The sequence below is a fragment of the Cellulomonas sp. NTE-D12 genome, from assembly GCF_027923705.1.
GTDB lineage: Bacteria > Actinomycetota > Actinomycetes > Actinomycetales > Cellulomonadaceae > Cellulomonas.
This window is the reverse complement of record NZ_AP026442.1, coordinates 949,094-974,897: the sequence shown is the minus strand read 5'-3', so window position 1 is coordinate 974,897 and position 25,804 is coordinate 949,094. Positions and strand designations below refer to the sequence as shown.

The following is a 25,804-nucleotide window of genomic DNA, read 5'->3' as shown; positions in this document are numbered from 1 at the left end:
CCAGCCGAGGAGACGCCGTGAGCTCGAGCCAGGTCCCCTCCACGGGGCACGGCGTGCCCGACCCCTCCCAGGCGGCGCACGACGTGGCCGAGGGGCTGTCCCGGGTGGGTCAGACAGTGGCCGAGCAGGTCAAGCCGCGGCTGCGCGGCTGGATCCACGCCGGTGTTGCACCCGTCGTGCTCGTCGCGGCGATCGTGCTGGTGGCACTGGCCCCCACCGAGGCCGCCCGCTGGTCCACCGCCGTCTTCGGGGTGACCGCGGTGCTGCTCTTCGGCACCAGCGCGGTGTACCACCGCGGCCGCTGGTCGCCCCGCACCGCCGCGGTGCTGAGGCGGCTGGACCACACGAACATATTCCTGATCATCGCCGGCACCTACACCCCGCTGGCGGTGCTGATGCTGAGTGCGCGCACGGCACGCCTGCTGCTCGTGGTCGTCTGGAGCGGTGCCCTCGTCGGTGCGCTGGCCCGCATCTTCTGGCTGAACGCCCCGCGCTGGGTGTACGTGCCCAGCTACGTGGCGCTCGGCCTGGTCGCCGTGGGCTACATCCCCGCGTTCTCGCGCACCGGCGGCCCGGCCGTCGCCTGGCTGGTGCTGGGCGGCGGCGTCGCCTACATCGCCGGCGCGATCGTCTACGGCACCAAGCGGCCCGACCCGAGCCCGCGCTGGTTCGGGTTCCACGAGGTGTTCCACACGCTGACGGTGCTGGCGTTCGCCTGCCACTACGCCGCCGTGTCGATCGCCACCTACCGGCTGCGCTGAGCGGCGGCAGGGGCGTCGCGCCGGAGCAGGGGGCCGGCGCGACGAGCGCAGGGTCAGCGCGGGACGACGGCGTACCGGCGGTTGGCCAGCGACGGGTTGGCAGCACGCACCTGGTCCAGCCGGTCCGCATCGAGGTCGACGGTGCGCAGCGCCGGCTTGTCGTCCATCTCCAGGCCCACCACACCGTCCGGGCCGACGACGATCGAGCGGCCGACCACCCCCCTGCCGGCCTGGCCCACCGCCACCACGGCGCAGGTGTTCTCGATCGCCCGGGCGATCGCCAGCGCGCGCCAGTGCATCGCCTTGAGCGGTCCGTCCGCCCACGCCGCGGGCACCACGAGCACGTTCGCTCCCGCGTCCACCAGCCGCCGGGCCGACTCGGGGAACCGCAGGTCGTAGCACGTCAGCACGCCGAACCGCAGTCCCTGCAGCGACAGCACCAGGGGCGTCGCGTCGGCCGGGCCGGCCTCCAGCACGTCGGACTCCCGCGCGCCGAAGGCGTCGTACAGGTGCACCTTGCGGTACGCGCCGACCAGCTCGCCCGCACCGTCCACGGCGACCACCGCATTGACGGCGTGCGCCGGGTCGGCCGACGGCAGCAGGGTCCCGGCGATCACCGCGACGCCGGTCCGCACCGCCTGCTCGCGCAGCAGGGTGACGAACGGTCCGTCGAGCGGTTCGGCGAGGTCCACGGCCACCGCTCGAGGGTCGAAGGCGCTGGTGTACTCGGGCAGCACCAGCACGTCGGCCCGGGCGTAGGAGGCCGTGCGGAACGCGTCGCGGACCGCCTCCCGGTTCGCCGCCCGGTCGGTGCCGGTGCTCAGCTGACCGAGCGTCACCCGCACCGAGGGACGCGCCGGCGGGACGGGACGGTCGGCCATGCGGACCTCCTGTGCGGGGTGGGCTGCGTGCTGAGGTACCCGACGGTTGCGTCAGCCGGCGGTCGGCGGGGTGCCGCGCCCGGTCGGTTCGGCACTCGGTGCGTCGGTCCGGTCGTCCGCCGGCTCGGCGACCGACGAGGTGGGCGGGCCGCTGGGGACGGGGATCGTGCCCGGTGTCTCGAGGCGGGCGCTGTTGCGCTCCATCCGGCGCATGCCGCGCACCAACGAGATCGCCAGGCCGATCACCACCACCGCGAGCGCGAAGGTGAACAAGAAGCCCGCGAGACCGGGTGTGCCACCGCCCGCCGGGTTGTCGTCCAGGTTGCCCACCGGTCCCGGTGCCGGCGTCGCGGCGGTCACCACCCACACCGCCAGTCCCGTCACCGCGCTCATCGGCCCTCCACCCGACCCCGCACGCCCGCGAACAGGTCGTCCTCGGGCAGCTCCACCGGGACGCGCGTCTCGGCGAGCTCGAACTCCTCCCAGGGCCACACGCGGCGTTCCAGGCCGCGGGGCGCGGCGAAGAACCACCCCTCGGGGTCGATCTGGGTCGCGTGCGCCCGCAGGGCGGCGTCACGGCGGTCGAACCAGTCGGCGCAGACGATGCGCGTCGTGACCGGTCGCTCCGGGATCTCGCGGGCGGCACGGGAGTCGATCCAGTCGCCGAACGGGCTCGTCAGGCCCTCGGCCGTCAGCGCGTCGTGCACCGCACGCATCCGGGACAGCGAGAAACCGTGGTCGTAGTAGAGCTTCAACGGCGCCCACGGGCGGCCGGTGCCGCGGTAGCGCTCGGGGTCGGCGGCGGCCGCGAACGCCTCCACGCTGACCCGGTGGCACATCACGTGGTCCGGGTGGGGGTAGCCGCCGGTCTCGTCGTACGTCGTCATGACGTGCGGACGGAACTCGCGCACCAGGGCCACCAGCGGTGCCGCGGCGACCTCGAGCGGCTGCAGCGCGAAGCAGCCCTCCGGCAGGGGCGGCAGGGGATCCCCCTCGGGCAGACCGGAGTCGATGAAGCCGAGCCAGGTCTGACGGATGCCGAGGGCAGCCGCGGCGGCAGCCATCTCCTCGCGGCGCACCGCGCGCATCTCGTCGAGATCGGTGATCTCGCGGCCGTAGCGGGGGTTCAGCACGTCGCCGCGCTCACCGCCCGTGCAGCTGACGACGAGCACGTCCACGCCCTCGTCCACGTAGCGCGCCAGCGTCGCGGCGCCCTTGCTGGACTCGTCGTCGGGGTGCGCGTGCACCGCCATCAGCCGCAGTCGCTCGTCGGCCACCGGACCTCCCCTGCTCGCTGCGTACCGCGCCCCGGGAGCCCGGGACGCCGCGTCCCTGCTGTCTCGGACGCCGCCGGGCCCAGCCCGACGAGTGACAATGATCGCGCACGTCGCCCCGCCACCCGCAGGCCGCCGTCCGGAACGACGGCGCACAGCACCCCGACCACAGCAGGAGTCGCCCCGTGACCACGGTCCCGACCCGCCCGCCGGCGGGCCGCTACGGCCCGGAGCCGACCACCAGTCGACGCCGCTGGGCACGCATCGGCCTCGCGGCGCTCGTCGTGGCGACCCTCGGCGTCCTCGTGTGGCTCGGCTCGGGCGTGTTCCGCGACCCCGTGCAGTGGCGTGACGTGGGGTTCCACGTGGACGGCGCCTCGTCGATCGAGGTGACGTTCGACGTCACCAAGGCGCCGACGGCCACCGTCAGCTGCCGCGTGGTGGGGCTGTCGAAGTCGTTCGGGCACGTCGGCGTCAAGGACGTGACCGTGGGACCGGCCAGCGCACGGACCGTGCGCGTCACGGCGACCGTGCCGACCGCCGAGGAGGCGGTGAGCGGCACGGTCACCGGGTGCGACGTCGTGACGTCCTGACACCGGCGCCGGGCAGCCCGCCGGGCTCGCCGGGACGCGCGTGCCGGACGTCAGAACGGACGCGCCGCGACGATCTCCACGCCGATGTCGCGGCCGTTCGGCGCGGTGTAGGACGTCGTGTCGCCCACCTTGCGGCCGTTGATCGCGGCACCCAGCGGTGACGTCGGCGAGAAGACGTCCACGTCGGCGGAGCCCGCGATCTCGCGCGAGCCCAGCAGGAACGTCATCTCGTCGCCGGCGACCGTCGCGGTCACCAGCATGCCGGGCTCCACCACGCCGTCGTCGGACGGGGTGCCGATGTGCACGTGCGCGAGCTTGGCCTTCAGCTCGCGGATGCGCGCCTCCTGCTTCGCCTGCTCCTCGCGGGCGGCGTGGTAGCCGCCGTTCTCCTTGAGGTCGCCCTCGTCGCGCGCCTTGGCGATCTTGTCGACGATGTCGCGGCGCCCCTCGCCCTCGAGGTGGGCGAGCTCGGCCGTGAGCCGGTCGTAGGCCTCCTGCGTCAGCCACGTGGCCTCGGTCGTCTCGGTCACGATCGCTCCTTCCATGCAGTTCACGTGCGTCCTCGTCGGGCGTACCGCTCGGCGAGCGGGGTGATGACCTCGCTGACACCTGCTCGGGCACGGCGCGACGAAGGACGCGACGGTCGGGTTGTCGACCCGGCGATCGGCGGACGACGGTGGCCCGAAGCCCTTCGGCGGCGGGTCACCGGTCCCCACGCGGGGTCGGCGTAAACGGTCATCCTACCCGGCGAACCCGGAAGGGCTCGGTGAGGCGGTTCAGTCGAGCGCGACAGTGCCCTGGACGCCGAGCACCGTGTCGCCACCCACCCACACCTGCTCGCCGTCCCGCGTGAGGCGGATCAGCCCGCGCCGGCCCAGGACGGTCCCCTGCCGGATGGTGAAGCGGTCGGGCAGCAGCCCGGCCGATGTGAGCCACTGCCCGAGGCCGGCCGCGAGGCTGCCGGTGACCGGGTCCTCCTGCACGCCGACGCCGGGATGGAACGCGCGGACCTCGACGTCCGCGGGCCCGCCGGCAGGGTGCGGTGCGACCAGCCCGACGGCCTGGGCGCCGATCAGGTCCCGGTCCGCCCGGGCGTCGAGCACGTCCTGCGCGGTGGCCAGCAGCAGCGCCGCCCAGCCCGGACCGTTGTCCACCCACTGCGCGGCCTGCACCCGGTCCGCCGGCACACCGACCGCCCTGGTCAGCCGCTCGCGGGTCGCGTCGTCCACCGGTCCGCTGCGCCGCAGCGGCGGTGCCGCGAACGCCGCCCGGCCCGGCACCGCCTCGTCGAGCCGGATCGGCACGAGGCCCACCGCGCACTCCTGCACCACCGTGCCCGGGTTCGCTGGGACGCCACCCGCTGCGAGCCACGCACGGGCGGAACCGAGGGTCGGGTGACCGGCGAACGGCAGCTCGCCACCCGGGGTGAAGACGCGCAGGCGGTAGTCCGCGCCGGCCTGGGTCGCCGGGAGCAGGAACGTCGTCTCGGACAGGTTGGTCCACCGGGCGAAGGCCTGCATCGTCGACTCGTCCAGGCCGCCGGCGTCGTGCACCACCGCGACCGGGTTGCCGAGCGTGAGGGTGTCGGTGAACACGTCGACCTGGCTGAAGCGCATGGGTCTCTCCTCGCGGCGTGCCGGACGGGGGGGTCAGTCGGACAGGCGGTAGCCGGTGTCCCGCAGGCGGCGCACCAGCTGGGAGCAGTGCTCGGGGCCCTTGGTCTCCACGTGCACCTCGATCGCCACCTCGTCGAACGCCAGGTCGCCACCCGTGCGTGCGTGGGCGACGTCCATCACGTTGCCGCCGAGGGCCGCCACGTCCCGCAGCACGCCCGCGAGCGCGCCGGGCGTGTCCGAGATCCGGATGCGCAGCTGCAGGAAGCGACCGGCGGAGGCGAGGCCGTGCCGGACCACCCGCATCAGCACCAGGGGGTCGATGTTGCCCCCGGAGAGGACCGCGACCGCCGGTCCCCGTCCGGCGAAGTCGCCACCCGCCGCCATCAGGGCGGCGACGGAGGCCGCACCCGAGGGCTCGACGATCAGCTTGGCGCGCTCCGCCACCAGCAGGAGGGCCCGGGACAGGTCCTCCTCCGAGACGGTGCGGACCGGCACGTGGTGGGTGGACAGCACCTCGAACGGCACCGCACCCGGCATCCCGATCGCGATGCCGTCGGCCATCGTGCGCAGCTCGGGCGCCCTGACCGGGTGTCCCGCGGCGAGCGAGAGCGGATACGCGGCGGCCCGGGCGGCCTGGACGCCGACCACGTGCACGTCCGGCCGCTCGTCGAGCGCCGCCGAGATGCCCGCCGCCAGTCCCCCGCCGCCCACCGGCACGACGATGGTGGCGACGTCCGGGACCTGCTCGAGGATCTCCAGGGCGATGGTGCCCTGACCGGCGTCGATGTCCGGGTGGTCGTACGGGTGGATCAGCACGGCACCGGTCGCCTCGGAGTGGGCGACGGCGGACAGCAGCGCCTCGTCGACGCTGGCGCCGACCAGCTCCACGTGCGCGCCGTACTGGCGCGTCGCGGCGATCTTGGGCAGCGCCGCGTCGACAGGCATGAAGACGACGGCCTTGATCCCCAGCAGCGAGGCGGCCAGTGCGACGCCCTGCGCGTGGTTGCCGGCACTGGCGGCGACGACACCGCGGGCCTTCTCGTCGTCGGACAGGCGCGACATGCGCGTGTAGGCGCCGCGGATCTTGAACGAGCCGGCGCGCTGCAGGTTCTCGCACTTGAGCCAGACGTCGGTGCCGGCGATCGCCGTCAGCGCGCGGCTGTACTGGACCGGGGTGCGGTCGGCGACCCCCTCGAGCAGCTGGGCTGCCGCGCGGACGTCGGCCGGCCCGATCACCGCCCCACACCCGCAGCGTCGAGCGCCTGCGCCAGGTCCGCGACCAGGTCGTCCACGTCCTCGATGCCGACCGACAGGCGCACCAGGTCGTCCGGCACCTCCAGCGCGGTACCGGCCACCGAGCCGTGGGTCATCCGCGCCGGGTGCTCGATCAGCGACTCGACCCCGCCGAGCGACTCGGCAAGCGTGAACAGCTGCGTGGCGCCGCACACCGCGACGGCCGTCTCGGCGGAGCCGGTGCGGAACGACACCATGCCGCCGAACCCGCTCATCTGCCGCGCGGCCACCTCGTGACCGGGATGGCTCTCCAACCCGGGATAGAGGACCTGGGTGACGCCGCCCCGCTGCTCCAGGAACTCGGCGACGGCTGCGGCGTTGGCCAGGTGCCGGTCCATCCGCACGGCCAGGGTGCGCAGCCCGCGCAGGGTCAGCCACGCGTCGAACGGTCCGGCGACCGCCCCCGACGAGTTCTGGTGGAACGCCACCGCGTCGCGCACGTTCGTCGTCCCCGTCGGACCTTCCAGACCCACCGGCAGCTGGGCACCGTCGGCCACCACCAGCGCACCGCCCACCACGTCCGAGTGCCCGCCGATGTACTTGGTGGTCGAGTGCACGACGACGTCCGCACCCAGCGCGATCGGCTGCTGCAGGTACGGCGTCGCGAAGGTGTTGTCCACGGCCAGCAGCGCACCGGCGGCACGCGCGTGCGCCGCGATCGCCGCGATGTCGGCGATGCCGAGCAGCGGGTTGGTCGGTGTCTCGACCCACACCAGCTTGGTGCGGCCGGGCTGGATCGCCTCGAGCACCGCATCTGGGTTCGACAGGTCGACCGGCGTGTGCTCGATCCCCCACGGTCCGAAGACCCGCGCGACCAGGCGGTACGTGCCGCCGTAGGCGTCGTTCGGGACGATCACGTGGTCGCCGGGTCGCAGCACGGCGCGCAGCAGCGTGTCCTCCGCGGCTAGGCCCGACGAGAACGCGAAGCCGGCGGCACCACGCTCGACGGCCGCGAGCGCCGCCTCGAGCGCCGCACGGGTCGGGTTGCCGGACCGGGAGTACTCCCAGCCGCCGCGCAGCCCGCCGACACCGTCCTGCTTGTAGGTGGACACCTGGTAGATCGGGGGCACCACCGCACCGGTGGCGGGGTCCGCCTCCTGTCCGGCATGGATGGCGCGGGTGGCGAAGCCCTGGTCGTCGGTCACGGGGTCAGGCTAGGCCGTCGGACCGACGGCGCCCCAGCCCGGCGGACCGCGCCGGCGCGAGCGCGGAACACCCAGGCGCGGGGGCCGGTTGAACGCCGTGGAAGGGAGCAACACATGAGCTGGCTGTTCGGATCCGCGCTGCGCACGACGATGGTGGAGCGCACCGATGCGCTGCCCGGCCGGGAGTCCCCCGCGTTCAAGGTACCGACGACGCACACGGTGCTCGGCACCCCGCTGGCCGGCCCCTGGCCGGAGGGCACGCGGGTGCTGTACCTGGCGTCGGGCTGCTTCTGGGGTGCCGAGAAGGCCGCCTGGCAGCTGCCGGGCGTGGTGACCACCGCCGTCGGGTACATGGGCGGATACACGCCCAACCCGACGTACGAGGAGGTGTGCACCGGCCGCACGGGGCACGCCGAGACCGTCATGGTGGCGTACGACCCCACGAGGCTGAGCGACGTGGACCTGCTGCGGCACTTCTGGGAGGAGCACGACCCCACGCAGGGGTTCCGGCAGGGCAACGACGTCGGCACGCAGTACCGGTCCGCCGTCTACACCACGACGCCGGAGCAGCAGGCGGCGGCGCTGGCGACGCGGACGGAGTTCGCGCCGCGGCTGCGGGCGAACGGGTACGGAGACATCACGACGGAGATCCGGCCGGCCGCGGACGCCGGACCGTTCTTCTACGCCGAGGGGTACCACCAGCAGTACCTGGACAAGAACCCGGCCGGGTACTGCCCGATCAACTCGACCGGGGTCGCCTGCCCGATCCCGACGGGCGCCTGACTGACCGCCGGTCGTCCTCGCCGATGCGGGGACGACCGGCCCGGCAGAGCGCTGGCGTACCCGTCAGCCGCTCATGCGCCTGGTCCGAGACGGCGCCCGCAAGCGGCACGTCAGCTGCGACCCTCGAACCAGGTGAGCGAGCCCGCGGGGTCGAAGGCGCGTACTGGGCAACTAGGGTCACCGCACGCGACGTCAGGTGCGCTCCTGTGCTCGAACTCGAAGTGAAAGCACGACCAGTGCATGCACTCGAACGCCTCATAGTCGGCCCGCTCTCCGACGACGGGTCGGTGGCAGCGTTGACATTCCATGGACGCGGAGTCGTCGCTCACACGCAGATGATGCGCGCGTCGCGGGTCGTTCGTCGCTGCCCTGCTCGCTTGCCTGGGTCCTCCTGGTCTACCACCAGGTGAGTACGCTCCGGCCGTGGCGTACGAGTTCGACCTCGTGGCAGCGGACGGCACTTTGCGATTCGCGGACGACGCCTTCAATCGCGCCGCCTTCCTGCTCCCTGAGTTCCAGCCCGCCACGCAGGTGACACTCATCGGCACGCCGCCGTCGCGCATCAGAGTGCGAGCGCAGGGCTCACCAACGGAAGTGGCTCCAGGCCTGCTGGAACGCATCGAGGCTCTGGCGGGAACCAGCCTGCGACGCGCGACCGCGGAATGAGCAAGTGCCGCTCGCCGATGGGGGCGTCCGGCGGCTCAGCCCTTCAGCGCGTCGATCGTCGAGGCGATGCGGCGGGCGCGCGTCTCCGGCTTCTTCGCGGACTCGACGGCGAGCACGTGCTGGCGCTGGTGGGAGTACGCCAGGGCGTCGAAGGCCGCCTTGGCAGCAGGGTCGGCCGCGAGGGCTGCCGCGAGGTCGTCCGGCACCTCGACCGCGCGGGGCGCGGAGTCGAGCTCGACGTCGAGCTGCACCGGGTCACCTGCGGCCAGTCCGGCCGCCGCGCGGTTCTCGGCGCTGACACCCAGCCAGAAGGCGCCGCCCATCCGGGCGATGCTGGTCCGCCACGTGTGGCCGTTCACCGTCGCGACGACCTTGGGTCGGTTCCCTCCGCCCAGCTCCGCCACTGCCTCGTCGGGAATCCGGATGCCCGTCGTCGTGCCGCCCGTGGCGGTCAGCTCGCTCACCAGGTGCATCGGGCCATCGTCGGTCGGCCGCCCTGGCATGTAAACAGCGTCAGGACCGGGACGCACCGCCGGCGGCACGGCGACGCCGCCGGGCGCATGTCGGTGGCCCGCGGCACCATGGCGCCCATGCGCCTGGTGCAGATCGCGGAGACCTCGGCGGCCGTGGCCGCCACACGCTCCCGGCTGGCCAAGCGTGAGGCGCTCGCCGCGACGTTGCGCGCCGCGGCGGACGACGGGCCGGACGACGTCGCGCTGGCCACGCGCTATCTGGCCGGACAGCTGCGGCAGCGGCGCACCGGCCTGGGCTGGCGGTCGCTCGCCGGCCTGCCCGGTCCGGCAGCCGAGCCCCGCCTGACGCTCGTCGAGGTGGACGCGGCGTTCGAGACGATGGCGTCGCTCTCGGGTGTCGGTTCCGCGTCGACCAGGACGGCAGCAGCTGTACGGCTGTTCGGCGCCGCCACCGTGGTCGAGCAGCGCCTGCTGCGCGGCCTCGTCACGGGTGAGCTGCGCCAGGGCGCCCTCGACGCGCTGGTGCTCGATGCCGTCGCGGCCGCTGCCGGCGTGCCCGAGGCGGCGGTCCGACGTGCGGCGATGCTGGCCGGCGACTCGGCACCCGTGGCGGTGGCCGCCCTGGGTGCGCCGGACGGGCCCGGTGCACTCGCGGCGCTGGAACGGTTCGGGCTGACCGTCGGCCGCGCGGTGCGGCCGATGCTCGCCCAGTCGGCCCCAGACGTGGCGGCGGCGTTCGCGTCGCTGGGCGCCGACGGCGCCGCCGACCGACCAGCCGTGGTCGACGTGAAGCTCGACGGCATCCGCATCCAGGTGCATCGGGACGGGAACGAGGTGCGGGTGTTCACACGCAGCCTCGACGAGATCACCGACCGGGTGCCGGAGGTGGTCGCGGCCGTCCGCGCCATGCCGGCGCAGTCGCTGGTGCTGGACGGCGAGGCGCTGTCGCTGGACGGCAACGGTCGGCCGCGGCCGTTCCAGGAGACGTCGTCCCGCACCGCCACCCGCGACGCCGACGTGGCGGCCGGCACCGCGCTGACGCCCTTCTTCTTCGACGTGCTGCACCTCGACGGCCGCGACCTGCTCGACGCACCGCTGCGCGAGCGGCTCGCCGTGCTCGATTCCGTCGCCGTCGGCCACGTGGTGCAGCGCCTGGTCACGGCCGATCCCGCCGAGGCCCAGCGGCAGTTCGCCGCGTGGGTTGCCGACGGGCAGGAGGGCGTGGTGGTCAAGGCCGTCGACGCCCCCTACGAGGCCGGTCGGCGCGGGGCCGCGTGGGTGAAGGTCAAGCCCCGGCACACCCTCGACCTGGTGGTGCTGGCGGTGGAGCGGGGATCCGGCCGGCGAGCCGGCCTGCTGTCGAACATCCACCTGGGCGCCCGCGACGGCTCGGGCGGGTTCGTCATGCTGGGCAAGACGTTCAAGGGCATGACCGACGCGATGCTTGCCTGGCAGACCGAGCGGTTCCGCGAGCTGGCGACGTCCGACGACGGCTGGGTGGTGCACCTGCGGCCGGAGCAGGTGGTGGAGGTAGCGTTCGACGGGCTCCAGCGCTCGTCGCGGTATCCCGGCGGGGTCGCGCTGCGGTTCGCGCGGGTCCTCCGCTACCGCGAGGACAAGCCCGCCGACCAGGCCGACACCATCGAGACGGTGCTCGCCCTCGCCGGTCCGGTACGGACAGATGACGACGCTCCGGCGGACGCCCCGTCGGACGACGCAGGATCCGCCGACGGGTAGCCGGGCCTACCGTCGCCCTCAGCCGCCGACGGCGCGGCGCCCCTGCCTGGCAGGAGGCCGCGCCGTCGACGAACGCGTCAGTGGGTGCCGAGGATGTCCACGACGAACACCAGGGTGTCGCCGCCGCGGATTCCGGCCTGAGGCACGCCGCGGTCGCCGTAGCCGAGGTGCGACGGGATCGAGAGCAGCACGCGGGAGCCCACCTGCTGGCCGACCAGGCCCTCGTCCCAGCCCGCGATGACGGCGCCGACGCCGATCGGGAAGCTGATCGACTCGCCGCGGTCGTACGAGTTGTCGAACACCCGGCCGCCCCAGCTCTGGCCGAGGTAGTTCACCTCGATGTCCTGACCCGCCTCGACCAGGTCGCCGTCGCCACGGCTGAGCACCTGCACCTCGAGCTCGGCGGGCGCCGCCGAGTCCGGGAAGGTCAGCGTGGGCTTGTCTCCGAACGAGCCCGAGGCCTCGGGCAGCACTGCGGCCATGGGGATGTCTCCTCACCGGTTCGTGGTCCGGCCACGTGCGCGGCCGGTGGCCCCGACCGCGCGGCCGGGTGCCCGGACATCCTGCCCTGCCCGAGCCGCACAACGCTCATCCGACCTCTTGCCAGAGTTGGCTAATGGCATTAGCTTTCTGGTCATGACGAACCACATCGAGCTCCTCGACCGGCCTGAGGGCCGGATCGCGTACACCGTCGACGGTCCGGCCGACGGCCCCCTCGTCGTCCTGGTCCCCGGCATGGGTGACCTCCGCGGCACCTGGCGGGACCTCGTCACCCCGCTCGTCGCCGCCGGCTACCGCACGGCCGTCACCGACCTGCGTGGCCACGGCGACTCGGACACCACGTTCCGCCTGCACGGCGACCTCGCCACCGGCTCGGACGTCATCGCCCTGGTCGAGCACCTAGGTGGCCCCGCCGTGCTGATCGGCAGCTCGATGGGCGCGGCCTCGGTCGCCTGGGCCGCGGCAGAGCGCCCCGACCTGGTCGCGGGCCTGGTGCTGTCCGGCCCGCTGCTGCGCAACCCCCCGACGGGCCCGCTCCTCGAGCACGTGATGCACGCCGCCTACCGCGCGATGTTCGTCCGGCCGTGGGGCGCCGCCCTGTGGGCGAGCTACTACCGGTCCCCGCTGAGCCGAGGCCGCCGTGCACCGTGGTTCGACGAGCACCTCGCCGCGGTCCGCGCCGCGATGAGCGACCCGGCGCACCTGCGCCAGTTCCGCCGGCTGACGCTGCAGCTCACCCACGCCCCGGTCGAGGCCCGCCTCGGCGACGTCCACGCCCCGGTGCTCGCCTTCATCGGCCGCCGTGACCCCGACCTGCGCGACCCGGCTGCCGAGGCGGCCTGGATCGAGCAGACGCTCGACGCCCGCGCCGTCCTCCTGGACGACGTGGCGCACTACCCGCACCACCAGGCGGCGGACGACGTCGTGCCCGCGACGCTCAGCTGGCTCGCGGCGCGTCCTCGCGACGCCTCGGGTCGCCTGGTCCTCCCCACGCGCGCGGGGCACGCCGACCCCGCGGACCGCTGACGTGCCGCGCGCCGGCCTCGACCCGGACGCCGTACTGCGGCTCGCGCTGGCGGTGGTCGACGACGGCGGCCCGACGGGCTACGCCGACCTGACCCTCGCCGCGATCGCGGCACGGGCCGGCGTCGCGGTGCCGAGCCTGTACAAGCACGTGGCCGGTCTGCCCGCGCTGCGCCGAGCGGTCGCCCAGCGGTGCATCGAGCAGCTCGCCGACGCCCTCGAGCAGACGGCTGAAGGCCGTCAGGGTGCCGACGCGCTGGTCGCGCTGGCGTGGACGATGCGGCGGTTCGCCCACGACCACCCCGGCCGCTACGCCGCGACGCAGACCGAGCTGCTGGGCGTACCGGAGGAAGCGACCGAGCTGCAGGCCGCGGCGGCCCGCAGCGTGGCCGTCGTCGCCCGCGCCGTCGGGGAGCTCGACGTGCCCGCCGACCGGCACGTGGACGCCGTCCGCGCGGTCCGGTCCGCCGTGCACGGCTTCGTCGTCCTCGAGGCGGCCGGGGGCTTCGGGATGCCCGACGACCTCGAGGTGAGCTTCGACTACCTGGTGAGGGGGCTGGTCGGCGCGCTGGCCAGCACGTCCGCGAGCCAGCGCAGCTGACGGTCGAGCTGGTACCCCAGCCCGCCCTCGTGCTGGTTGAACTCGTACACCTCGATGTCCCGGTCGGGCCGGGCGCCGACGGCCAGGGTCCCGTAGTGGTTGTACGCGGCGAAGACGGTGGACGGCGGGCACGTCTGGTCGCGCAGCGCGACCGAGAACAGCGCCGGTGCGGACGCCCGTCGCCCGAGGTGCACGCCGTCGACGTAGGACAGGGTGCGCAGCACCTGGTCCACGTGGTCGCGGTGCACGGCGAGGTACTGCACCACCTCCCCGTACGGGAAGTTGTCGGTGAGGGCCATCGCCCGCGGGAAGTGGCACAGGAACGGCACGTCGGGCATCGCCGCGACCAGGCCGTCCGCGAGGCCCGACACCGCGAGCGCGAGCCCGCCGCCCTGGCTGCCACCCGTGACGGCGACGCGCGCCGGGTCCACCCCAGGCAGGGCGCGGACGGCGTCGACCGCGCGCACCGCGTCGGTGATCAGCCGGCGGTAGTAGTACGTCGCCGGGTCGAGGACGCCACGGGTCATCACGCCGTTCGCGGCCGGGCCGCTGCCCTCCGGGTCGGGCGTGTGACCACCGGTGCCCCAGGTGGAGCCCTGCCCGCGGGTGTCCATCAGCAGATGCACGTAGCCGGCGGCCGCCCAGGCCAGGTGCTCGTGCGCGAACCCGCGCCCGCCGCCGTAGCCGATGTACTCGACGACCGCCGGCAGCGGCTCGGTCACCCCTGCGGGCCGGGTCAGCCACGCGCGGATCGGGTCGCCAGCGAAGCCCGCGAACGTCACGTCGAACGCCTCGATCAGCCGCAGCCCCGTGTCGACCGGCTCGACGGTCAGCGCCAGGTCGTGCCCCCGCCCCTCCGCCAGCGTCCCGGACCAGAAGTCGTCCAGGTCGGCGGGCTCGTCCAGCTGCGGCAGGTACGCCCGCAGCTCGGGCAGGGACAGGTCGAAGATCGCCACGTTGCTCCTCGTCTCGCACGCGCCGCGCCGGCGCGACGGGCACGAGGCTAGAGCACCGAGCGACGGTGCCCGCGCCCCGGCTCAGCGGGCCAGGAACCCCAGCAGGTCGTGCCGGGTCAGCACGCCGACCGGCTGCCCGTCCTGCACCACCATCAGCGCGTCGGCGCCCTGCAGCGCCGCCCGCGCGGCGTCCACCGGCTCGCCGGAGCCGATCAGCGGCAGCGGGGGCGACATGTGCCGGTCGACGCGGTCGGCCAGCGCCGCCGAGCCGCCGAACACCGCGTCCAGCAGCCCGCGCTCGCTGACCGAGCCGGCCACCTCGCCGATCTTCACCGGCGGCTCCGCACCGACCACGGGCATCTGCGAGACCCCGAACTCACGCATGATCTCGATCGCGTCGCGCACCGTCTCGGTGGGGTGGGTGTGCACCAGCGCCGGCATGGCCCCGTCCTTGGAGCGCAGCACGTCGGCGACCGTGGCGCCCTCGCCGGCTGCGAGGAAGCCGTAGGACCGCATCCACGAGTCGTTGAAGATCTTGGACAGGTACCCCCGGCCGCCGTCCGGCAGCAGCACGACGATCGCGACGCGCGCCGCCGCCACCGGGTCCTCGTCCTGCAGCCGACGCGCCACCCGCAGCGCCGCCTCGACGGCCATCCCGGACGAGCCACCGACCAGCAGCGCCTCCTCGCGCGCGAGCCGGCGCGTCATCGCGAACGACTCGGCATCGGACACCGGGACGATCTCGTCCGGCACCGACGGGTCGTACGCGCGCGGCCAGAAGTCCTCCCCCACGCCCTCGACCAGGTACGGCCGCCCGTCACCGCCGGAGTAGACCGACCCCGCCGGGTCCGCGCCCACCACCCGGACCCGTCCCCCGAGCTCCACCGGCCGGTCCGCCGACACGTCGTGCAGGTAGCGCCCGGTACCGGTGATCGTCCCGCCGGTGCCGACGCCCGCGACCAGGTGCGTGATCGTCCCCTCGGTGCCCTCCCAGATCTCCGGACCGGTGCTGGCGTAGTGGCTCGCCGGACCGTTCGGGTTGGAGTACTGGTCCGGCTTCCACGCCCCCTCGATCTCGCGGACCAGGCGGTCCGAGACGGAGTAGTACGACTCCGGGTGGTCGGGCGGCACGGCGGTCGGGGTGACGACGACCTCGGCGCCGTACGCGCGCAGCACGTCGCGCTTGTCCTGGCTGACCTTGTCCGGGCAGACGAACACGCAGCGGTACCCCTTGCGCTGCGCGACCAGCGCGAGCCCGACGCCGGTGTTCCCGCTGGTCGGCTCGACGATCGTGCCGCCGGGGCGCAGCGCGCCGGACTGCTCGGCCGCCTCGATCATCCGCAGGGCGATCCGGTCCTTCACCGAGCCGCCGGGGTTGAGGTACTCGACCTTCGCCAGGACGGTGGCCGCCAGGCCCGCCGTCACCGAGTTCAGCCGGACCAGCGGCGTGTGCCCCACCAGCTCGGAGATGTGCTGCGCGTACGTCACCGGCCCACCTTCTCATCGCCGGCCTGGTCACCGACCGCGACGCCGACGGACGGCGAGCCGGAGCATCGGCCGGGTATCTGGTCGGTCGAACCGGCCCCAAGACGAGCCCTCGTCGCCTACGGTCGTGTGGGGTCGTCGAGCAGTCGGCGCGTTCCGCAGGTCTCCGGCCCCCACCTCACAGGACGAGACGGACGGTCGGACGATGCGAGCGGGACGGCGATGATCGAGGCACACGGTCTGACGAAGCGGTACGGGCACACCACCGCCGTGGACGGGGCGAGCTTCACCGTGCAGCCCGGACGGGTCACGGGGTTCCTCGGTCCCAACGGGGCGGGCAAGTCCACCACGATGCGGATGATCGTCGGCCTCGACCGGCCGACCGCCGGCGACGTGACGGTGAACGGCAAGCACTACGCCGCACACCGGTCGCCGCTGACGGAGGTCGGGGCGCTGCTCGAGGCGCGGGCGGTCCACCCCGGACGCACGGCCCGCGGGCACCTGCGCGCGATGGCCGCCACGCACGGCATCGGCGAACGCCGCGTGGACGAGGTGATCGAGCTGACCGGGCTCGGCACCGTCGCCGGCAAGCGCGTCGGCGGCTTCTCGCTCGGCATGAACCAGCGGCTCGGCGTTGCCGTCGCCCTGCTCGGCGACCCGCACACGCTGATCCTCGACGAGCCGGTGAACGGCCTGGACCCCGAGGGCGTGATCTGGGTCCGCACGCTGGTCAAGTACCTCGCGTCGCAGGGCCGGACCGTCTTCCTCTCCTCGCACCTGATGAGCGAGATGGCGGTCACGGCGGACCACATCATCGTGATCGGCCGCGGTCGGATCATCGCGGACGCGCCCGTGGAGCAGGTGGTCGCCGGTGCGACCCACTCCACCGTGCGGGTGCGCAGCCCGCGCGCCACCGAGCTGGCCGACGTGCTGCGAGGGGCGGGCGCGACCGTCGACAGCGCCGAGCCCGGCGTGCTCCAGGTGGTCGGCACCGGGCCGGAGGCCGTCGGCGAGGCGGCCGCGGCGCACGGCATCGTGCTCCACGAGCTGACCACGGTCAGCGGCTCGCTCGAGGATGCCTACCTCGCGCTGACCGCCGAGGAGGTCGAGTACCACTCGGGTGTGGCGGCCCCGGCAGATCCGCGCACGGGCTACCCGGGCGGCGGGCAGGCCGTGCCCAGCGGACCGCCGTCCACCGCCCGACCCCCGGTGCCACCGACCGCGCCGGCCGCCGGCGCGCAGACCGACGTGCAGGAGGACGTGCGATGAGCACCGCGACCACGACCCCGGCGACCACGCCCTCGCAGCAGCCCGCACGGTCGGACCTGCGACTCTCGCCGCTGCACGTGCTGCGGTCCGAGTGGCTCAAGTTCTGGACGGTCCGCTCGACGTACTGGACCCTTGCGCTCACGGCAGCGGTCTTCGTCGGCCTGGTGGTGGCGGTCTCGTTCGGCATGCGGGCGCTGAGCGCCCAGCAGCAGGTCAACGAGGCGGGTCCCCTCCCCCTGATCCCGCTGAGCGCCGGCGCCCAGCTGGCGATGATCCCGCTCGCCGTGCTCGGCGTGCTCACGGTGACGTCCGAGTACAGCACCGGCATGATCCGCGCCAGCCTGACAGCGGTCCCCACGCGCCTCCCCGTCCTGTGGGCCAAGGCTGCGGTGGTGGCTGTCGTCACCCTCGTGCTCACCCTGGTGACCGTGCTGCTCAGCGCCGTACTGGCGTCGGCGATCCTGCACTCCACGGGAGGCAGCCTCGACGCCGGCGACCCGCAGGTGCAGCGCATCGTCCTCGGCACCGCGCTCTACCTGACCACGACCACCCTGTTCGCGTTCTCCCTCGGCGCGCTGCTGCGCCACTCGGCGGCAGCACTGGGCGTGGTCCTGACGCTCCTGCTGGTGATCGAGAACGTGCTGAACGTGCTGGCCCAGGTCGTGTGGAAGTGGCTGCAGCACGTCACGCCCTTCCTCCCCGCCTCGGCGGGCAGCAGGTTGACGATGACAGAGCAGCAGCTCACCGCGACCAACGACGCGAACCTGTACCACGTGCACCTCAGCGCATGGCAGGGCTACGCGGTGCTGGTCGCCTGGGTCGTGGTCATCCTGGCCTTCGCGGCCATCCGCCTCCGGTCGCGCGACGCCTGACCGTTCCGGGAGCACGACGGCTGGGCACCTCGCGGTGACCCAGCCGTCGTGCTGTCCAGCCCTGCAGGCGCAGCTCAGATCTCGCCCATCGCCTCACCGGGCGTCAGCTCCGCCGCACGGGCGCCGGCGTTCCATCGGGACCACAGCGTCTTCTCGCCCGCAGCCCGAGCCATCACGTGGCTGGTGAGCGCGAACACCACCAGACCCACGCCCAGCACCACGACGGCGACCCAGAAGGGCGCCTTGAGCCCGACGTGCTCGGCGACCAGGCCGGAGATCACCGGCGCCGGCGCGGCGAAGCCCCACCGGACCAGGTTGAAGGCACCGGTGGTGGACCGCCGGTCCGGCAGGCCGGTGGCCAGCGCCAGGTCCGTGAGGTTCGCGTTGCAGACGCCCATGCAGATGCCGGCGACCACCAGCACGACGATCGACACCGTGGTGCTGGTCGACACGGCCAGGCCGACGAGGCAGCCGGTCAGCACCAGCACCGCGAGGCCGACGGTCGCCACCGCACCGATGCGGTGCGCGAGCCGGTGGCCGACCACCAGGATGCCGAACGCGAGGCCGATCCCCCACGCGGTGAACACCAGGCCGAGCGGCACCACCGACAGGTGCAGCGCCACCGGTGTGTAGCCGAGCACCACGAAGAAGACGAAGTTGTAGGTCGCGGTCAGCGCGCACAGCGCGATGAACGCCGGCTTGCGGAACGAGGCGAAGACGTCGGTCAGACGGAGTCGCGACGGCTTCTCGTCGGGGTCACGCAGCCGGGACACCGACATGACGGCAGCCGCCACCATCAGCACGCCGCACGCCATGAACGGCACCCGCCAGCTGATCCTGCCGAGCAGGCCGCCGATCAGCGGCCCGACGGCGAACCCGAGGCCGACGCACGTCTCGAAGAGCTCGACCACCCACTCGCTCTGCCGTGCGAGCGCGACGAGCAGGCTCATCGCCGTCGCGAAGAACATCGCGTTGCCCAGGCCCCACAGCCCACGGAGCGCCGCGAGCTGCCCGATGCCGCCGACCGCCGACGCCGCCAGCGCGGCGACCGCCACGACCGAGACCCCCGCGGTGAGCACCTTCTTGTACCCGAACCGCCCCGTGGACATCACGGCGGGCACCATGCCGAGGGCCATCACGGCGATGTAGGCCGTGAACAGCAGCTCGATCTGCCACGTGGAAGCGCCCAGCGAGCTGCCGATGACGGGCAGGATGGGATCGACCACAGCGATGCCCGCGATCGCGAAGAAGGCGGTCAGCGCGGTGGCGTAGATGGCGGTGCGGTGCGGTTCGTCGCGCGTGGTGGCGCTCATGCGGCTCCCTGTGGAGGACGGTGGTGCGCACCTCGTCGTGCGGCCGGTGCATCGATTGCTGTATGCACCAGTGATTTACTTGTACCATACACCTGGTTCAGGGGGATGTCTCATGACGGCAACGGCCCAGACGGCCCCGAGGTCCGACGACCGCATCGGGCGCATCGAGACCGAGGTGGCGCTGCTGCTGCGCCTCTCGGACCGGAACCGTCGCCGCTCCCGCCTCATGGACGGGGCCCTGGAGCGGTCCGCCTACCTCGCGCTCCGGCTGCTGGAGTCGAACGGGCCCTCCACCATCACCCGCATCGCGGACGAGCTGCGGCTCGACGGGTCGACGGTGACCCGGCAGGTCGTCGCGATGGAGGAGGCCGGCCACGTCCGCCGCGGCAAGGACCCGCGCGACGGACGGCACCAGGTGATCTCCGCGACGTCGGAGGGTCTCGACGCGCTCGCACGCACCCGGGCGGCGCGCAACGCCGTCTACCGCGAGGTGCTCTCGGCCTGGTCCGAGGAGGACCTCGGCACGCTGGCGCACATGCTGCGACGGCTCAACGCGGACCTCGACGCGCACCTCGACTCCTGAGGCCCGAACCGCTCCCGCGCGGCGTCGTCCTCCGCTACCGTCCGGCCCATGCTGCGCGTGCTGCCCTTCGCCCTGGACCTGGCGCTGCTCGTCTTCTGCCTGATCGACTGCATCCAGGCCGACCCGGGCGCGGTCCGGAACCTGCCCAAGGGCGGCTGGATCGTCCTCATCCTGCTGTTCCCGCTGGTCGGCGGCGTCGCCTGGCTCGTGGCGGGCAGGCCGGTCGGGCCGGGTCCACGTCGCGTCCCGTGGCCGTCGACCGCCACGGCCGGCTTCCCGGAGTACGAGCGCCCCCGCGCCGTCGCACCCGACGACGACCCGGCGTTCCTGGCCGGGATCGCCGAGTCGAACGCCGAGCACGAGAAGCTGCTGCGCGCGTGGGAGGACCAGCTGCGCGAGCGCGAGCGCCGTCTGGCTGAGCGGGACGACGACGACCAGGGCACCCCGCCGCCCGCCGCGGACCACTGAGGCCGCCAGCAGCGCTACACCGTCGCCCCGTCCGGCCGGGCCGCCTCGTCGGACGTCAGCAGGATGACGTTGCCGTCCGGGTCGTCCACCATCGCCGCGTAGGGCCCCGCGGTCTGGGTCGGCGCCATGCGCCCGTGGTACCCCGCGCCGGTGAGCCGGGCCCACTCCGCGTCGACCGCGACGTCGTCACCGGCGTAGAACTCCACCAGCTGCTGGTAGCCGCGCTCCGGCCGCACCCAGTCCGGGTCGTAGCGGGCGGCGAACTGCTCGGTCAGCACCAGCTTGGCGCCCGGCCCGAGCCGGCAGATCGACACCGGACGATCCGGCCGCGGGTCGGGGACGTCGAGCCCGAGCAGTCGGTAGAACTCGATCGAGCGCCGGAGGTCGCGCACCTCGAGGACCAGCATGGCGAACGTGGGACTCATCCGACGACCGTCCCACCGAGGTCCGACAAACGAGCGCCGCGGGCGGCCGCAGGGCGCCTGGTGCCGCACGGCGGCGCCGTGCCCTGGTGCCCCCGCCGGGACTCGAACCCGGACTGAGCCGGGTTTAAGCCGGCCGCCTCTGCCGGTTGGGCTACGGGGGCGCGAGCCCCATCGTGCCAGCCGGCGCTGCGCGTCGGGCCGCTCAGCGCGCCCCGGCCACCGACGGGTCGGCCTGCTCCGCGGCGGGCTTCGGCTTGGGCCGCACCGCCGCGGCGCGGAACTCGGCGCGGGGGTCCTGCAGGGCGCCGAGCGAGACGACCTCGCGGCGCAGCAGCAGCGACGACGTCCAGCCCATCATGATGCGCAGCTTGCGGTTCACCGTCGGCATGGCGAAGACGTGGTACGTGCGGTGCAGCACCCAGGCCAGGAAGCCGCGCACCTTGATGCGACCGAACATCTGCGCGACGCCCTTGTACATGCCCAGCGAGGCGACGGCGCCGATGTTCTTGTGCTTGTACTCCGTCGGCGGCGCCGAGCTGAGGATGCGCGCCAGGTTGTCGCCCAGGTGGTTGCCCTGGCGCAGCGCGTGCTGGGCGTTCGGCGGGCACGTCTTGCCCGGGTTGACCAGGTCCGGGACCGCCGCGCAGTCCCCTGCGGCGTACGCGTCGGGGACGACGTCGCCGTCGGCCGTCGTCACCTGCAGGTACGCGTTGGTGATCACGCGGCCGGTCTTGTCCAGCGGCAGGTCGGAGTCGGCCAGCACGGGGTTCGCCTTGACGCCCGCCGTCCACACGACGGTCTCGGTGTCGAACTCGGTGCCGTCGGACAGCACGATGTGCCCGTCGACGCAGGAGTTGAGGAACGTGGACAGGTAGATCTCGATGCGCCGCTTGCGCAGCTGCTCGAGGGTGTAGCCGCCGAGCTCCTCGCTGACCTCGGGGAGGATCCGCGGCGAGCCCTCGACCAGGACGAACCGCAGCTCGTCCTCCTCCACCTGCTTGTAGTGCCGGATCGTGTAGCGCGCGAGGTCCTCGACCTCCGCGAGCGCCTCGATACCCGCAAAGCCACCGCCGACGAAGACGAACGTCAGCATCCGCCGACGCAGCTCCGGGTCCCAGGTGCTGGCCGCCAGGTCGATCCGGTCGAGCACGTGGTTGCGCAGCGCGATGGCCTCTTCGACCGTCTTGAAGCCGATGCCCTCCTCCGCCAGGCCGGGGATCGGCAGCGTCCGCGCCACCGAGCCGAGCCCGACCACCAGGTGGTCGTACTGCACCCAGTACGGGTCGCCCTCCTCGGGCGTGATCTGCACCCGCCGGCCGGCGTGCTCGATCTGCGTCACCTTGCCCTGCAGCACGTCGACACCCTTGAGCGCTCGGCGGTGCGGGGCCACCACGTTGCGGGGGTCGATCGACCCGGCCGCCGTCTCCGGCAGGAACGGCGCGTACGTCATGTAGGACCGCGGGTCGACGACGACGATCGCCGCGTCCCGCTTGCCGAGTCGGCGGCGGAGCCGGCGGGCGGTGTACAGCCCCACCGTGCCGCCCCCGAGGATGAGCACCCGAGGCGACTTGCGCGGCTTGGCCGGACGCACGGGCGCCTCCGACGGGACCGGCGCGGAACCCTGGACGGCAGCGGGATCGGACATGTCTCAACCGTAAACCGGGACTTTCGTCCCCGCCGTGGCGGTGTCACGTGATCCTCCGCACAGGGGGCGCCCAGAGACGGCCGGCATCCCGCTCGCGGGCAGCGCGGTCAACCGTCGCCGGCGAGCACGAGGGTGGGGCCGGCGTCCCGACGGCGAGCCGATGACGACGTTCGACCTGCTGGCCCCAGGAGGTGGACGCGATGACCAGGGCCGCCCCGACGACGCCGAGAGCCGTCAACGGCTCGCCGCCGAGACTGACGCCGACCGCGACGGCCCAGACCGGTTCGGTCCCCAGCAGCAGGCTGGCCCGGCTGGCCGACGTGCGCCGGATGGCCCACGTCTGGGCGAGGAAGGCGAACACGCTGCAGGCCAGCGCGAGGTAGGCCAACCGGCTCCAGCCGACGAACGACAGGTGCGGCACGGTCGAGGCGAGCCGGTCACCGGCGGCAGCGCCGAGCAGCACGGTGCCCACCACCGCCTGCACCGTGGTGAGCGACAGCGAGCTGTGCGGCCGGCCGCTGGTGAGCCGACCGATCAGGGTGACGTGCACGGCGCGGACCGCCGCGGCGGCGAGCATCAGCACGTCGCCCACCGTCGGAGCCCGGAAGCCGTGACCGGACACCAGCAGCGCCACGCCCAGCACGGCGAGGACCGCGGCGACGAAGAACGGCAGAGGCAGCCAGGCGCGCGACCAGAGGCTCTCGAGGAACGGGGTGAAGACGATGGTCAGGCTGATGATCAGGCCGGCGTTGGTCGCCGACGTCGCCGCGACGCCGAACGTCTCCAGGGTGAGCACCGCCGCCTGGGTACAGCCCAGCAGCACACCGACGCGCAGCTGCCGGCCCCGCGGGGACGGCACCCGTCGCACCAGGCACACCGCCCCGAGCGCGACGGCCGAGATCACGTAGCGCAGCGTCAGGACGACGAGCACCGGGGCGACCGTGGTCAGCTCCTTCGCGACCAGATAGCTGCTGCCCCAGGCGAGCGCGACGCCGAGGAGCACCGCGTCGACGGCGGAGCGGGACCGAGTGGTGAGCACGGGCCGACCTTGCAAGCGCCCACCGTGAAGATCAATGACGTGTTTCTCGAGCGTTCTTTTAGGATCACTTCATGGACCCGCGACAGCTGGCCGTACTCCGGGAGCTCGGCGACCGCGGCAGCGTGACGGCGGTCGCCGCAGCGCTGTTCGTCACCCCGTCGGCCGTGTCCCAGCAGCTGGCCGCGCTGCAGCGCAGCACGCCCGTTCCGTTGACCGAACGGCGGGGGCGCACGCTCGTCCTGACGGACGCGGGCCACGCCCTCGCGACCGCTGCGGCCGACGTGGCCACCGCCCTGGCCCGCGCCGAGCGCGCCGTCGACGGGCACCTGACCGACCCCTGCGGCACCGTGCGGGTCGCGGCCTTCCACAGCGCTGCCGCCACCTTGTTCCCGCGACTGCTCCAGGCCGGCGGGGACGCCGTCCTCGAGCTCGCCGACCAGGACGTGGAGCAGGCCCGTTTCTCCGCTCTCACCGCGGACCACGACATCGTCATCGCGCACCGGCCCGACCACGGCCCACCGTGGCCGGCCGGTACGTCGGTGACCCCGCTGCTGCACGAGCCCCTCGACGTCGCCCTCCCGGTGGGACATCCGCTCGCCGGCCGAGCCGACCTGTCGGTGGCGGACGTCGGCGGCGAGCCGTGGATCGCCGTGCAGAGCGGCTACCCGCTGCTCGGGTCCCTCGAGGCGATCGCCGCCGCCGCGGGCCGGCCGGCGCAGCTCCGCCACCGGATCAACGACTTCACCGTCGCGGCCGCCGTCGTCGCAGCCGGAGGCGGCATCGCGCTGATGCCCCGCTACACCGCACCGGTCCGGCCCGGCGTTGTGCTCCGTCCGCTGCGCGACCTGCACGTCGCCCGGCGCGTGGACGCCCTGGTGCGACCGGAACGCGCCCTGCGCACCTCGGTGATCAACACCCTCGGCGTGGTCCAGGACATCGCACGCCGGCTGACCGAGGCCGTCGACGCGGCCGTGACGGCCTAGCGGGTCAGTCGGTCGCCGGCGGCTGGTCGCGGTCGGCGGCGGAGCCCGACACCCGGCCCTGCAGCACGGTGGGATCACCCTCCGGGTCGAGCCGCACGGCCGCCACGCGGTGCCCGTCCACCGCGGTGACCTGCAGCGTGGCGTTGGTCAGCCCCGAGCGCACCGTCTCCACCGGCACGCGGTCGCCGATCGCCGCCATGCGGCCGAGCCGCGACAGCACGTAGCCCGCGACCGTCTCGTACGGACCGTCGTGCAGCAGCACGCCGGTCCGGTCGGCGAACTCCTCGAGGGTCAGCCGCGCGTCCACGTCGGACCCCGTGCCGCTCGTCTCCGGCTTCACGTCGTGCTCGTCGACGATGTCGCCGACCAGCTCCTCGAGCAGGTCCTCCAGGGTGACGATGCCGTCCGTGCCGCCGTACTCGTCCACGACCAGGGCGATGTGGGTACCCGTCCGACGCATGCTGGACAGGGTCGGCAGCACCTTGTTGGTGCCGGGCAGCGACGGGATGGGCCGGGCGACGTCGCCGACGGTGGCCTCCGGCTCGTCACGCACCCCGTCGCCCAGGTCCACCGCGAGGTCCGCCACGGCCGCGAGCAGGTCCCGCACGTGCACGAAGCCGACCACGTCGTCGAAGTCGGTCCCCGTGACCGGGTAGCGGGAGTAGGGCAGCTGCCGCACCTCCGCCGCCGCGTCGACGGCCGACTGCGCGGCGGACAGGAACCGCACCTCGCCGCGCGGACGCATCGCCTCGACCAGCAGCCGGTCACCCGCGTCGAACACGTCGTCGATCAGCCGGCGCTCGTCCTCGGGCAGGTCCGGGTGCGTGGCGACGAGGTCGCGCAGCTCCTCGTCCGTCACCGCCTCGCCCTTGGCCCTCGGGTCCTGGCCGAGCAGTCGCACCACACCGTTGGTGGACACGGACAGCAGCCAGATCACCGGTGTCATCACCCACGCGAGGCGGTCGACCGCCGAGCCCACCGCGGTGGCGACCTTCGCCGGCCGCTGCATCGCCAGCCGCTTCGGCACCAGCTCGCCGAGCACCAGGGACAGGTACGCGATCACCAGGGTCAGCGCGATCAGCCCCACCGTGTCCGCGGCACCCTGGGACAGCCCCCAGCGAACCAGCACAGGCGAGACGTGCGGCGCCAGCGTCGACGCGCCGAACGCCGCCGAGAAGAAGCCGGCCACCGTGACGCCGATCTGCACCGCCGCGAGGAACCGGTTGGGGTTGCGCGCCACCCGTGCGACGCGGGCGCCGCGGCCGCCCTGCTTGTCCAGCTGCACCAGCTGGCTCTCGCGCAGGGACACCAGCGCGAGCTCCGTGCCGGAGAACAGCCCTCCGATGCCGATGAACAGGAGGACCAGGGCGATGTCTGTCCAGATCTCGGTGGTCACGTCTCATCCCGGGGTCGGTGAAG

The 25,804-nt window shown here is 73.6% G+C and carries 28 protein-coding genes and 1 tRNA gene; 12 read left to right on the top strand and 17 right to left on the bottom strand.

Annotated elements, in window-relative coordinates:
• The first annotated feature begins 17 nt into the window (after positions 1-17).
• Positions 18-761, top strand: coding sequence for a PAQR family membrane homeostasis protein TrhA (gene trhA / locus QMF98_RS04505; protein WP_490715643.1), 744 nt, complete (start codon positions 18-20; stop codon positions 759-761).
• 53 nt (positions 762-814) lie between these two features.
• Here trhA and QMF98_RS04500 read toward each other — a convergent pair whose 3' ends face one another.
• The 3 genes from QMF98_RS04500 to mca are packed head-to-tail and all read right to left on the bottom strand — an operon-like array spanning position 815 to position 2,919.
• Positions 815-1,642, bottom strand: a complete 828-nt coding sequence (locus QMF98_RS04500) for a carbon-nitrogen hydrolase family protein (RefSeq protein ID WP_337974871.1) — start codon at positions 1,640-1,642, stop codon at positions 815-817.
• A gap of 51 nt (positions 1,643-1,693) precedes the next feature.
• The gene (locus QMF98_RS04495; RefSeq protein WP_337974870.1) at positions 1,694-2,035 is read right to left on the bottom strand and encodes a hypothetical protein; all 342 of its coding nucleotides are present in this window, start codon (positions 2,033-2,035) and stop codon (positions 1,694-1,696) included.
• Positions 2,032-2,919 carry a mycothiol conjugate amidase Mca gene (gene mca, locus QMF98_RS04490; protein ID WP_337974869.1) on the bottom strand — a complete coding sequence of 296 codons (888 nt, stop codon included), beginning with the start codon at positions 2,917-2,919 and terminating at the stop codon, positions 2,032-2,034. The genes QMF98_RS04495 and mca overlap by 4 nt, the downstream gene beginning before the upstream one ends.
• Positions 2,920-3,101: 182 nt before the next feature.
• Between mca and QMF98_RS04485 the strand changes: the two genes are divergently transcribed.
• On the top strand, positions 3,102-3,509 hold the full coding sequence (locus tag QMF98_RS04485; protein WP_337974868.1) for a DUF4307 domain-containing protein: 408 nt from the start codon (positions 3,102-3,104) through the stop codon (positions 3,507-3,509).
• A 50-nt stretch (positions 3,510-3,559) separates the two neighbouring features.
• Here QMF98_RS04485 and greA read toward each other — a convergent pair whose 3' ends face one another.
• The 4 genes from greA to QMF98_RS04465 all read right to left on the bottom strand — a co-directional run bounded on the left by greA (position 3,560) and on the right by QMF98_RS04465 (position 7,563).
• Positions 3,560-4,039 (bottom strand): transcription elongation factor GreA, encoded by a 480-nt coding sequence (gene greA / locus QMF98_RS04480; RefSeq protein ID WP_291763300.1) that lies wholly within the window; start codon positions 4,037-4,039, stop codon positions 3,560-3,562.
• Between the two features lie 246 nt (positions 4,040-4,285).
• Positions 4,286-5,125 (bottom strand): PhzF family phenazine biosynthesis protein, encoded by an 840-nt coding sequence (locus tag QMF98_RS04475; protein ID WP_337974867.1) that lies wholly within the window; start codon positions 5,123-5,125, stop codon positions 4,286-4,288.
• A 33-nt stretch (positions 5,126-5,158) separates the two neighbouring features.
• Positions 5,159-6,361 carry a threonine ammonia-lyase gene (gene ilvA / locus QMF98_RS04470; protein ID WP_337974866.1) on the bottom strand — a complete coding sequence of 401 codons (1,203 nt, stop codon included), beginning with the start codon at positions 6,359-6,361 and terminating at the stop codon, positions 5,159-5,161.
• The gene (locus QMF98_RS04465) at positions 6,358-7,563 is read right to left on the bottom strand and encodes a cystathionine gamma-synthase (protein ID WP_337974865.1); all 1,206 of its coding nucleotides are present in this window, start codon (positions 7,561-7,563) and stop codon (positions 6,358-6,360) included. The genes ilvA and QMF98_RS04465 overlap by 4 nt, the downstream gene beginning before the upstream one ends.
• Before the next feature lie 114 nt (positions 7,564-7,677).
• Between QMF98_RS04465 and msrA the strand changes: the two genes are divergently transcribed.
• On the top strand, positions 7,678-8,346 hold the full coding sequence (msrA, locus tag QMF98_RS04460; protein WP_337974864.1) for a peptide-methionine (S)-S-oxide reductase MsrA: 669 nt from the start codon (positions 7,678-7,680) through the stop codon (positions 8,344-8,346).
• 423 nt (positions 8,347-8,769) lie between these two features.
• Complete coding sequence (locus QMF98_RS04455; RefSeq protein ID WP_337974863.1) at positions 8,770-9,012, top strand: hypothetical protein; 243 nt, start codon at positions 8,770-8,772, stop codon at positions 9,010-9,012.
• 35 nt (positions 9,013-9,047) lie between these two features.
• Here the strand turns inward: QMF98_RS04455 and QMF98_RS04450 are convergent, their stop codons facing one another.
• Positions 9,048-9,485: a YdeI/OmpD-associated family protein gene (locus QMF98_RS04450; RefSeq protein WP_337974862.1), complete on the bottom strand. Its 438-nt coding sequence runs from the start codon at positions 9,483-9,485 to the stop codon at positions 9,048-9,050.
• Positions 9,486-9,602: 117 nt separating this feature from the next.
• On the opposite strand from QMF98_RS04450, the gene QMF98_RS04445 reads away from it, so the two are divergent.
• Positions 9,603-11,222: an ATP-dependent DNA ligase gene (locus QMF98_RS04445; RefSeq protein WP_337974861.1), complete on the top strand. Its 1,620-nt coding sequence runs from the start codon at positions 9,603-9,605 to the stop codon at positions 11,220-11,222.
• A gap of 77 nt (positions 11,223-11,299) precedes the next feature.
• Here the strand turns inward: QMF98_RS04445 and QMF98_RS04440 are convergent, their stop codons facing one another.
• A complete protein-coding gene (locus QMF98_RS04440) occupies positions 11,300-11,704 on the bottom strand; it encodes an FKBP-type peptidyl-prolyl cis-trans isomerase (protein ID WP_263731749.1) in 405 nt (134 codons plus the stop codon).
• Positions 11,705-11,858: 154 nt separating this feature from the next.
• On the opposite strand from QMF98_RS04440, the gene QMF98_RS04435 reads away from it, so the two are divergent.
• Entirely contained in the window at positions 11,859-12,749 is an 891-nt protein-coding gene (locus QMF98_RS04435) for an alpha/beta fold hydrolase (RefSeq protein WP_337974860.1), read from the top strand.
• 1 nt (position 12,750) lies between these two features.
• A complete protein-coding gene (locus QMF98_RS04430; RefSeq protein WP_337974859.1) occupies positions 12,751-13,347 on the top strand; it encodes a TetR/AcrR family transcriptional regulator in 597 nt (198 codons plus the stop codon).
• Here QMF98_RS04430 and QMF98_RS04425 read toward each other — a convergent pair.
• Positions 13,287-14,303: an acetylxylan esterase gene (locus tag QMF98_RS04425; RefSeq protein ID WP_337974858.1), complete on the bottom strand. Its 1,017-nt coding sequence runs from the start codon at positions 14,301-14,303 to the stop codon at positions 13,287-13,289. The genes QMF98_RS04430 and QMF98_RS04425 overlap by 61 nt on opposite strands.
• 81 nt (positions 14,304-14,384) lie before the next feature.
• Entirely contained in the window at positions 14,385-15,791 is a 1,407-nt protein-coding gene (locus QMF98_RS04420) for a cystathionine beta-synthase (protein ID WP_337974857.1), read from the bottom strand.
• A gap of 219 nt (positions 15,792-16,010) precedes the next feature.
• Between QMF98_RS04420 and QMF98_RS04415 the strand changes: the two genes are divergently transcribed.
• Both QMF98_RS04415 and QMF98_RS04410 read left to right on the top strand, forming a co-directional pair.
• Positions 16,011-17,057: an ATP-binding cassette domain-containing protein gene (locus tag QMF98_RS04415; RefSeq protein ID WP_337974856.1), complete on the top strand. Its 1,047-nt coding sequence runs from the start codon at positions 16,011-16,013 to the stop codon at positions 17,055-17,057.
• Positions 17,054-17,929, top strand: a complete 876-nt coding sequence (locus QMF98_RS04410; protein ID WP_337974855.1) for a DUF2705 family protein — start codon at positions 17,054-17,056, stop codon at positions 17,927-17,929. The genes QMF98_RS04415 and QMF98_RS04410 overlap by 4 nt, the downstream gene beginning before the upstream one ends.
• Positions 17,930-18,003: 74 nt before the next feature.
• Here QMF98_RS04410 and QMF98_RS04405 read toward each other — a convergent pair whose 3' ends face one another.
• A complete protein-coding gene (locus tag QMF98_RS04405) occupies positions 18,004-19,242 on the bottom strand; it encodes an MFS transporter (RefSeq protein ID WP_337974854.1) in 1,239 nt (412 codons plus the stop codon).
• Positions 19,243-19,354: 112 nt separating this feature from the next.
• On the opposite strand from QMF98_RS04405, the gene QMF98_RS04400 reads away from it, so the two are divergent.
• Together QMF98_RS04400 and QMF98_RS04395 are read left to right on the top strand one after the other, a co-directional pair.
• Complete coding sequence (locus tag QMF98_RS04400; RefSeq protein WP_337974853.1) at positions 19,355-19,825, top strand: MarR family winged helix-turn-helix transcriptional regulator; 471 nt, start codon at positions 19,355-19,357, stop codon at positions 19,823-19,825.
• Between the two features lie 48 nt (positions 19,826-19,873).
• A complete protein-coding gene (locus tag QMF98_RS04395; protein ID WP_337974852.1) occupies positions 19,874-20,293 on the top strand; it encodes a PLD nuclease N-terminal domain-containing protein in 420 nt (139 codons plus the stop codon).
• Between the two features lie 14 nt (positions 20,294-20,307).
• Here the strand turns inward: QMF98_RS04395 and QMF98_RS04390 are convergent, their stop codons facing one another.
• The 4 genes from QMF98_RS04390 to QMF98_RS04375 all read right to left on the bottom strand — a co-directional run bounded on the left by QMF98_RS04390 (position 20,308) and on the right by QMF98_RS04375 (position 23,402).
• Positions 20,308-20,718, bottom strand: coding sequence for a VOC family protein (locus QMF98_RS04390; RefSeq protein WP_337974851.1), 411 nt, complete (start codon positions 20,716-20,718; stop codon positions 20,308-20,310).
• Between the two features lie 84 nt (positions 20,719-20,802).
• Positions 20,803-20,879 (bottom strand) — tRNA-Leu (locus QMF98_RS04385).
• Between the two features lie 41 nt (positions 20,880-20,920).
• Positions 20,921-22,363, bottom strand: a complete 1,443-nt coding sequence (locus QMF98_RS04380) for an NAD(P)/FAD-dependent oxidoreductase (protein ID WP_337974850.1) — start codon at positions 22,361-22,363, stop codon at positions 20,921-20,923.
• Positions 22,364-22,406: 43 nt separating this feature from the next.
• Complete coding sequence (locus QMF98_RS04375) at positions 22,407-23,402, bottom strand: DMT family transporter (RefSeq protein ID WP_337974849.1); 996 nt, start codon at positions 23,400-23,402, stop codon at positions 22,407-22,409.
• Between the two features lie 71 nt (positions 23,403-23,473).
• On the opposite strand from QMF98_RS04375, the gene QMF98_RS04370 reads away from it, so the two are divergent.
• Positions 23,474-24,385: a LysR family transcriptional regulator gene (locus tag QMF98_RS04370; protein ID WP_337974848.1), complete on the top strand. Its 912-nt coding sequence runs from the start codon at positions 23,474-23,476 to the stop codon at positions 24,383-24,385.
• A gap of 4 nt (positions 24,386-24,389) precedes the next feature.
• On the opposite strand, the gene QMF98_RS04365 is transcribed toward QMF98_RS04370, so the two are convergent.
• On the bottom strand, positions 24,390-25,781 hold the full coding sequence (locus QMF98_RS04365) for a hemolysin family protein (protein WP_337974847.1): 1,392 nt from the start codon (positions 25,779-25,781) through the stop codon (positions 24,390-24,392).
• Positions 25,782-25,804 lie beyond the last annotated feature (23 nt).

Coding starts and splice junctions, on each gene's coding strand:
- QMF98_RS04500 (WP_337974871.1), bottom strand. CDS start 1,642: ATGGCCGACCGTCCCGTCCCGCCGGCGCGTCCCTCGGTGCGGGTGACG.
- QMF98_RS04495 (WP_337974870.1), bottom strand. CDS start 2,035: ATGAGCGCGGTGACGGGACTGGCGGTGTGGGTGGTGACCGCCGCGACG.
- QMF98_RS04475 (WP_337974867.1), bottom strand. CDS start 5,125: ATGCGCTTCAGCCAGGTCGACGTGTTCACCGACACCCTCACGCTCGGC.
- msrA (WP_337974864.1), top strand. CDS start 7,678: ATGAGCTGGCTGTTCGGATCCGCGCTGCGCACGACGATGGTGGAGCGC.
- QMF98_RS04450 (WP_337974862.1), bottom strand. CDS start 9,485: ATGCACCTGGTGAGCGAGCTGACCGCCACGGGCGGCACGACGACGGGC.
- QMF98_RS04445 (WP_337974861.1), top strand. CDS start 9,603: ATGCGCCTGGTGCAGATCGCGGAGACCTCGGCGGCCGTGGCCGCCACA.
- QMF98_RS04440 (WP_263731749.1), bottom strand. CDS start 11,704: ATGGCCGCAGTGCTGCCCGAGGCCTCGGGCTCGTTCGGAGACAAGCCC.
- QMF98_RS04435 (WP_337974860.1), top strand. CDS start 11,859: ATGACGAACCACATCGAGCTCCTCGACCGGCCTGAGGGCCGGATCGCG.
- QMF98_RS04415 (WP_337974856.1), top strand. CDS start 16,011: ATGATCGAGGCACACGGTCTGACGAAGCGGTACGGGCACACCACCGCC.
- QMF98_RS04410 (WP_337974855.1), top strand. CDS start 17,054: ATGAGCACCGCGACCACGACCCCGGCGACCACGCCCTCGCAGCAGCCC.
- QMF98_RS04405 (WP_337974854.1), bottom strand. CDS start 19,242: ATGAGCGCCACCACGCGCGACGAACCGCACCGCACCGCCATCTACGCC.
- QMF98_RS04400 (WP_337974853.1), top strand. CDS start 19,355: ATGACGGCAACGGCCCAGACGGCCCCGAGGTCCGACGACCGCATCGGG.
- QMF98_RS04395 (WP_337974852.1), top strand. CDS start 19,874: ATGCTGCGCGTGCTGCCCTTCGCCCTGGACCTGGCGCTGCTCGTCTTC.
- QMF98_RS04390 (WP_337974851.1), bottom strand. CDS start 20,718: ATGAGTCCCACGTTCGCCATGCTGGTCCTCGAGGTGCGCGACCTCCGG.
- QMF98_RS04380 (WP_337974850.1), bottom strand. CDS start 22,363: ATGTCCGATCCCGCTGCCGTCCAGGGTTCCGCGCCGGTCCCGTCGGAG.
- QMF98_RS04370 (WP_337974848.1), top strand. CDS start 23,474: ATGGACCCGCGACAGCTGGCCGTACTCCGGGAGCTCGGCGACCGCGGC.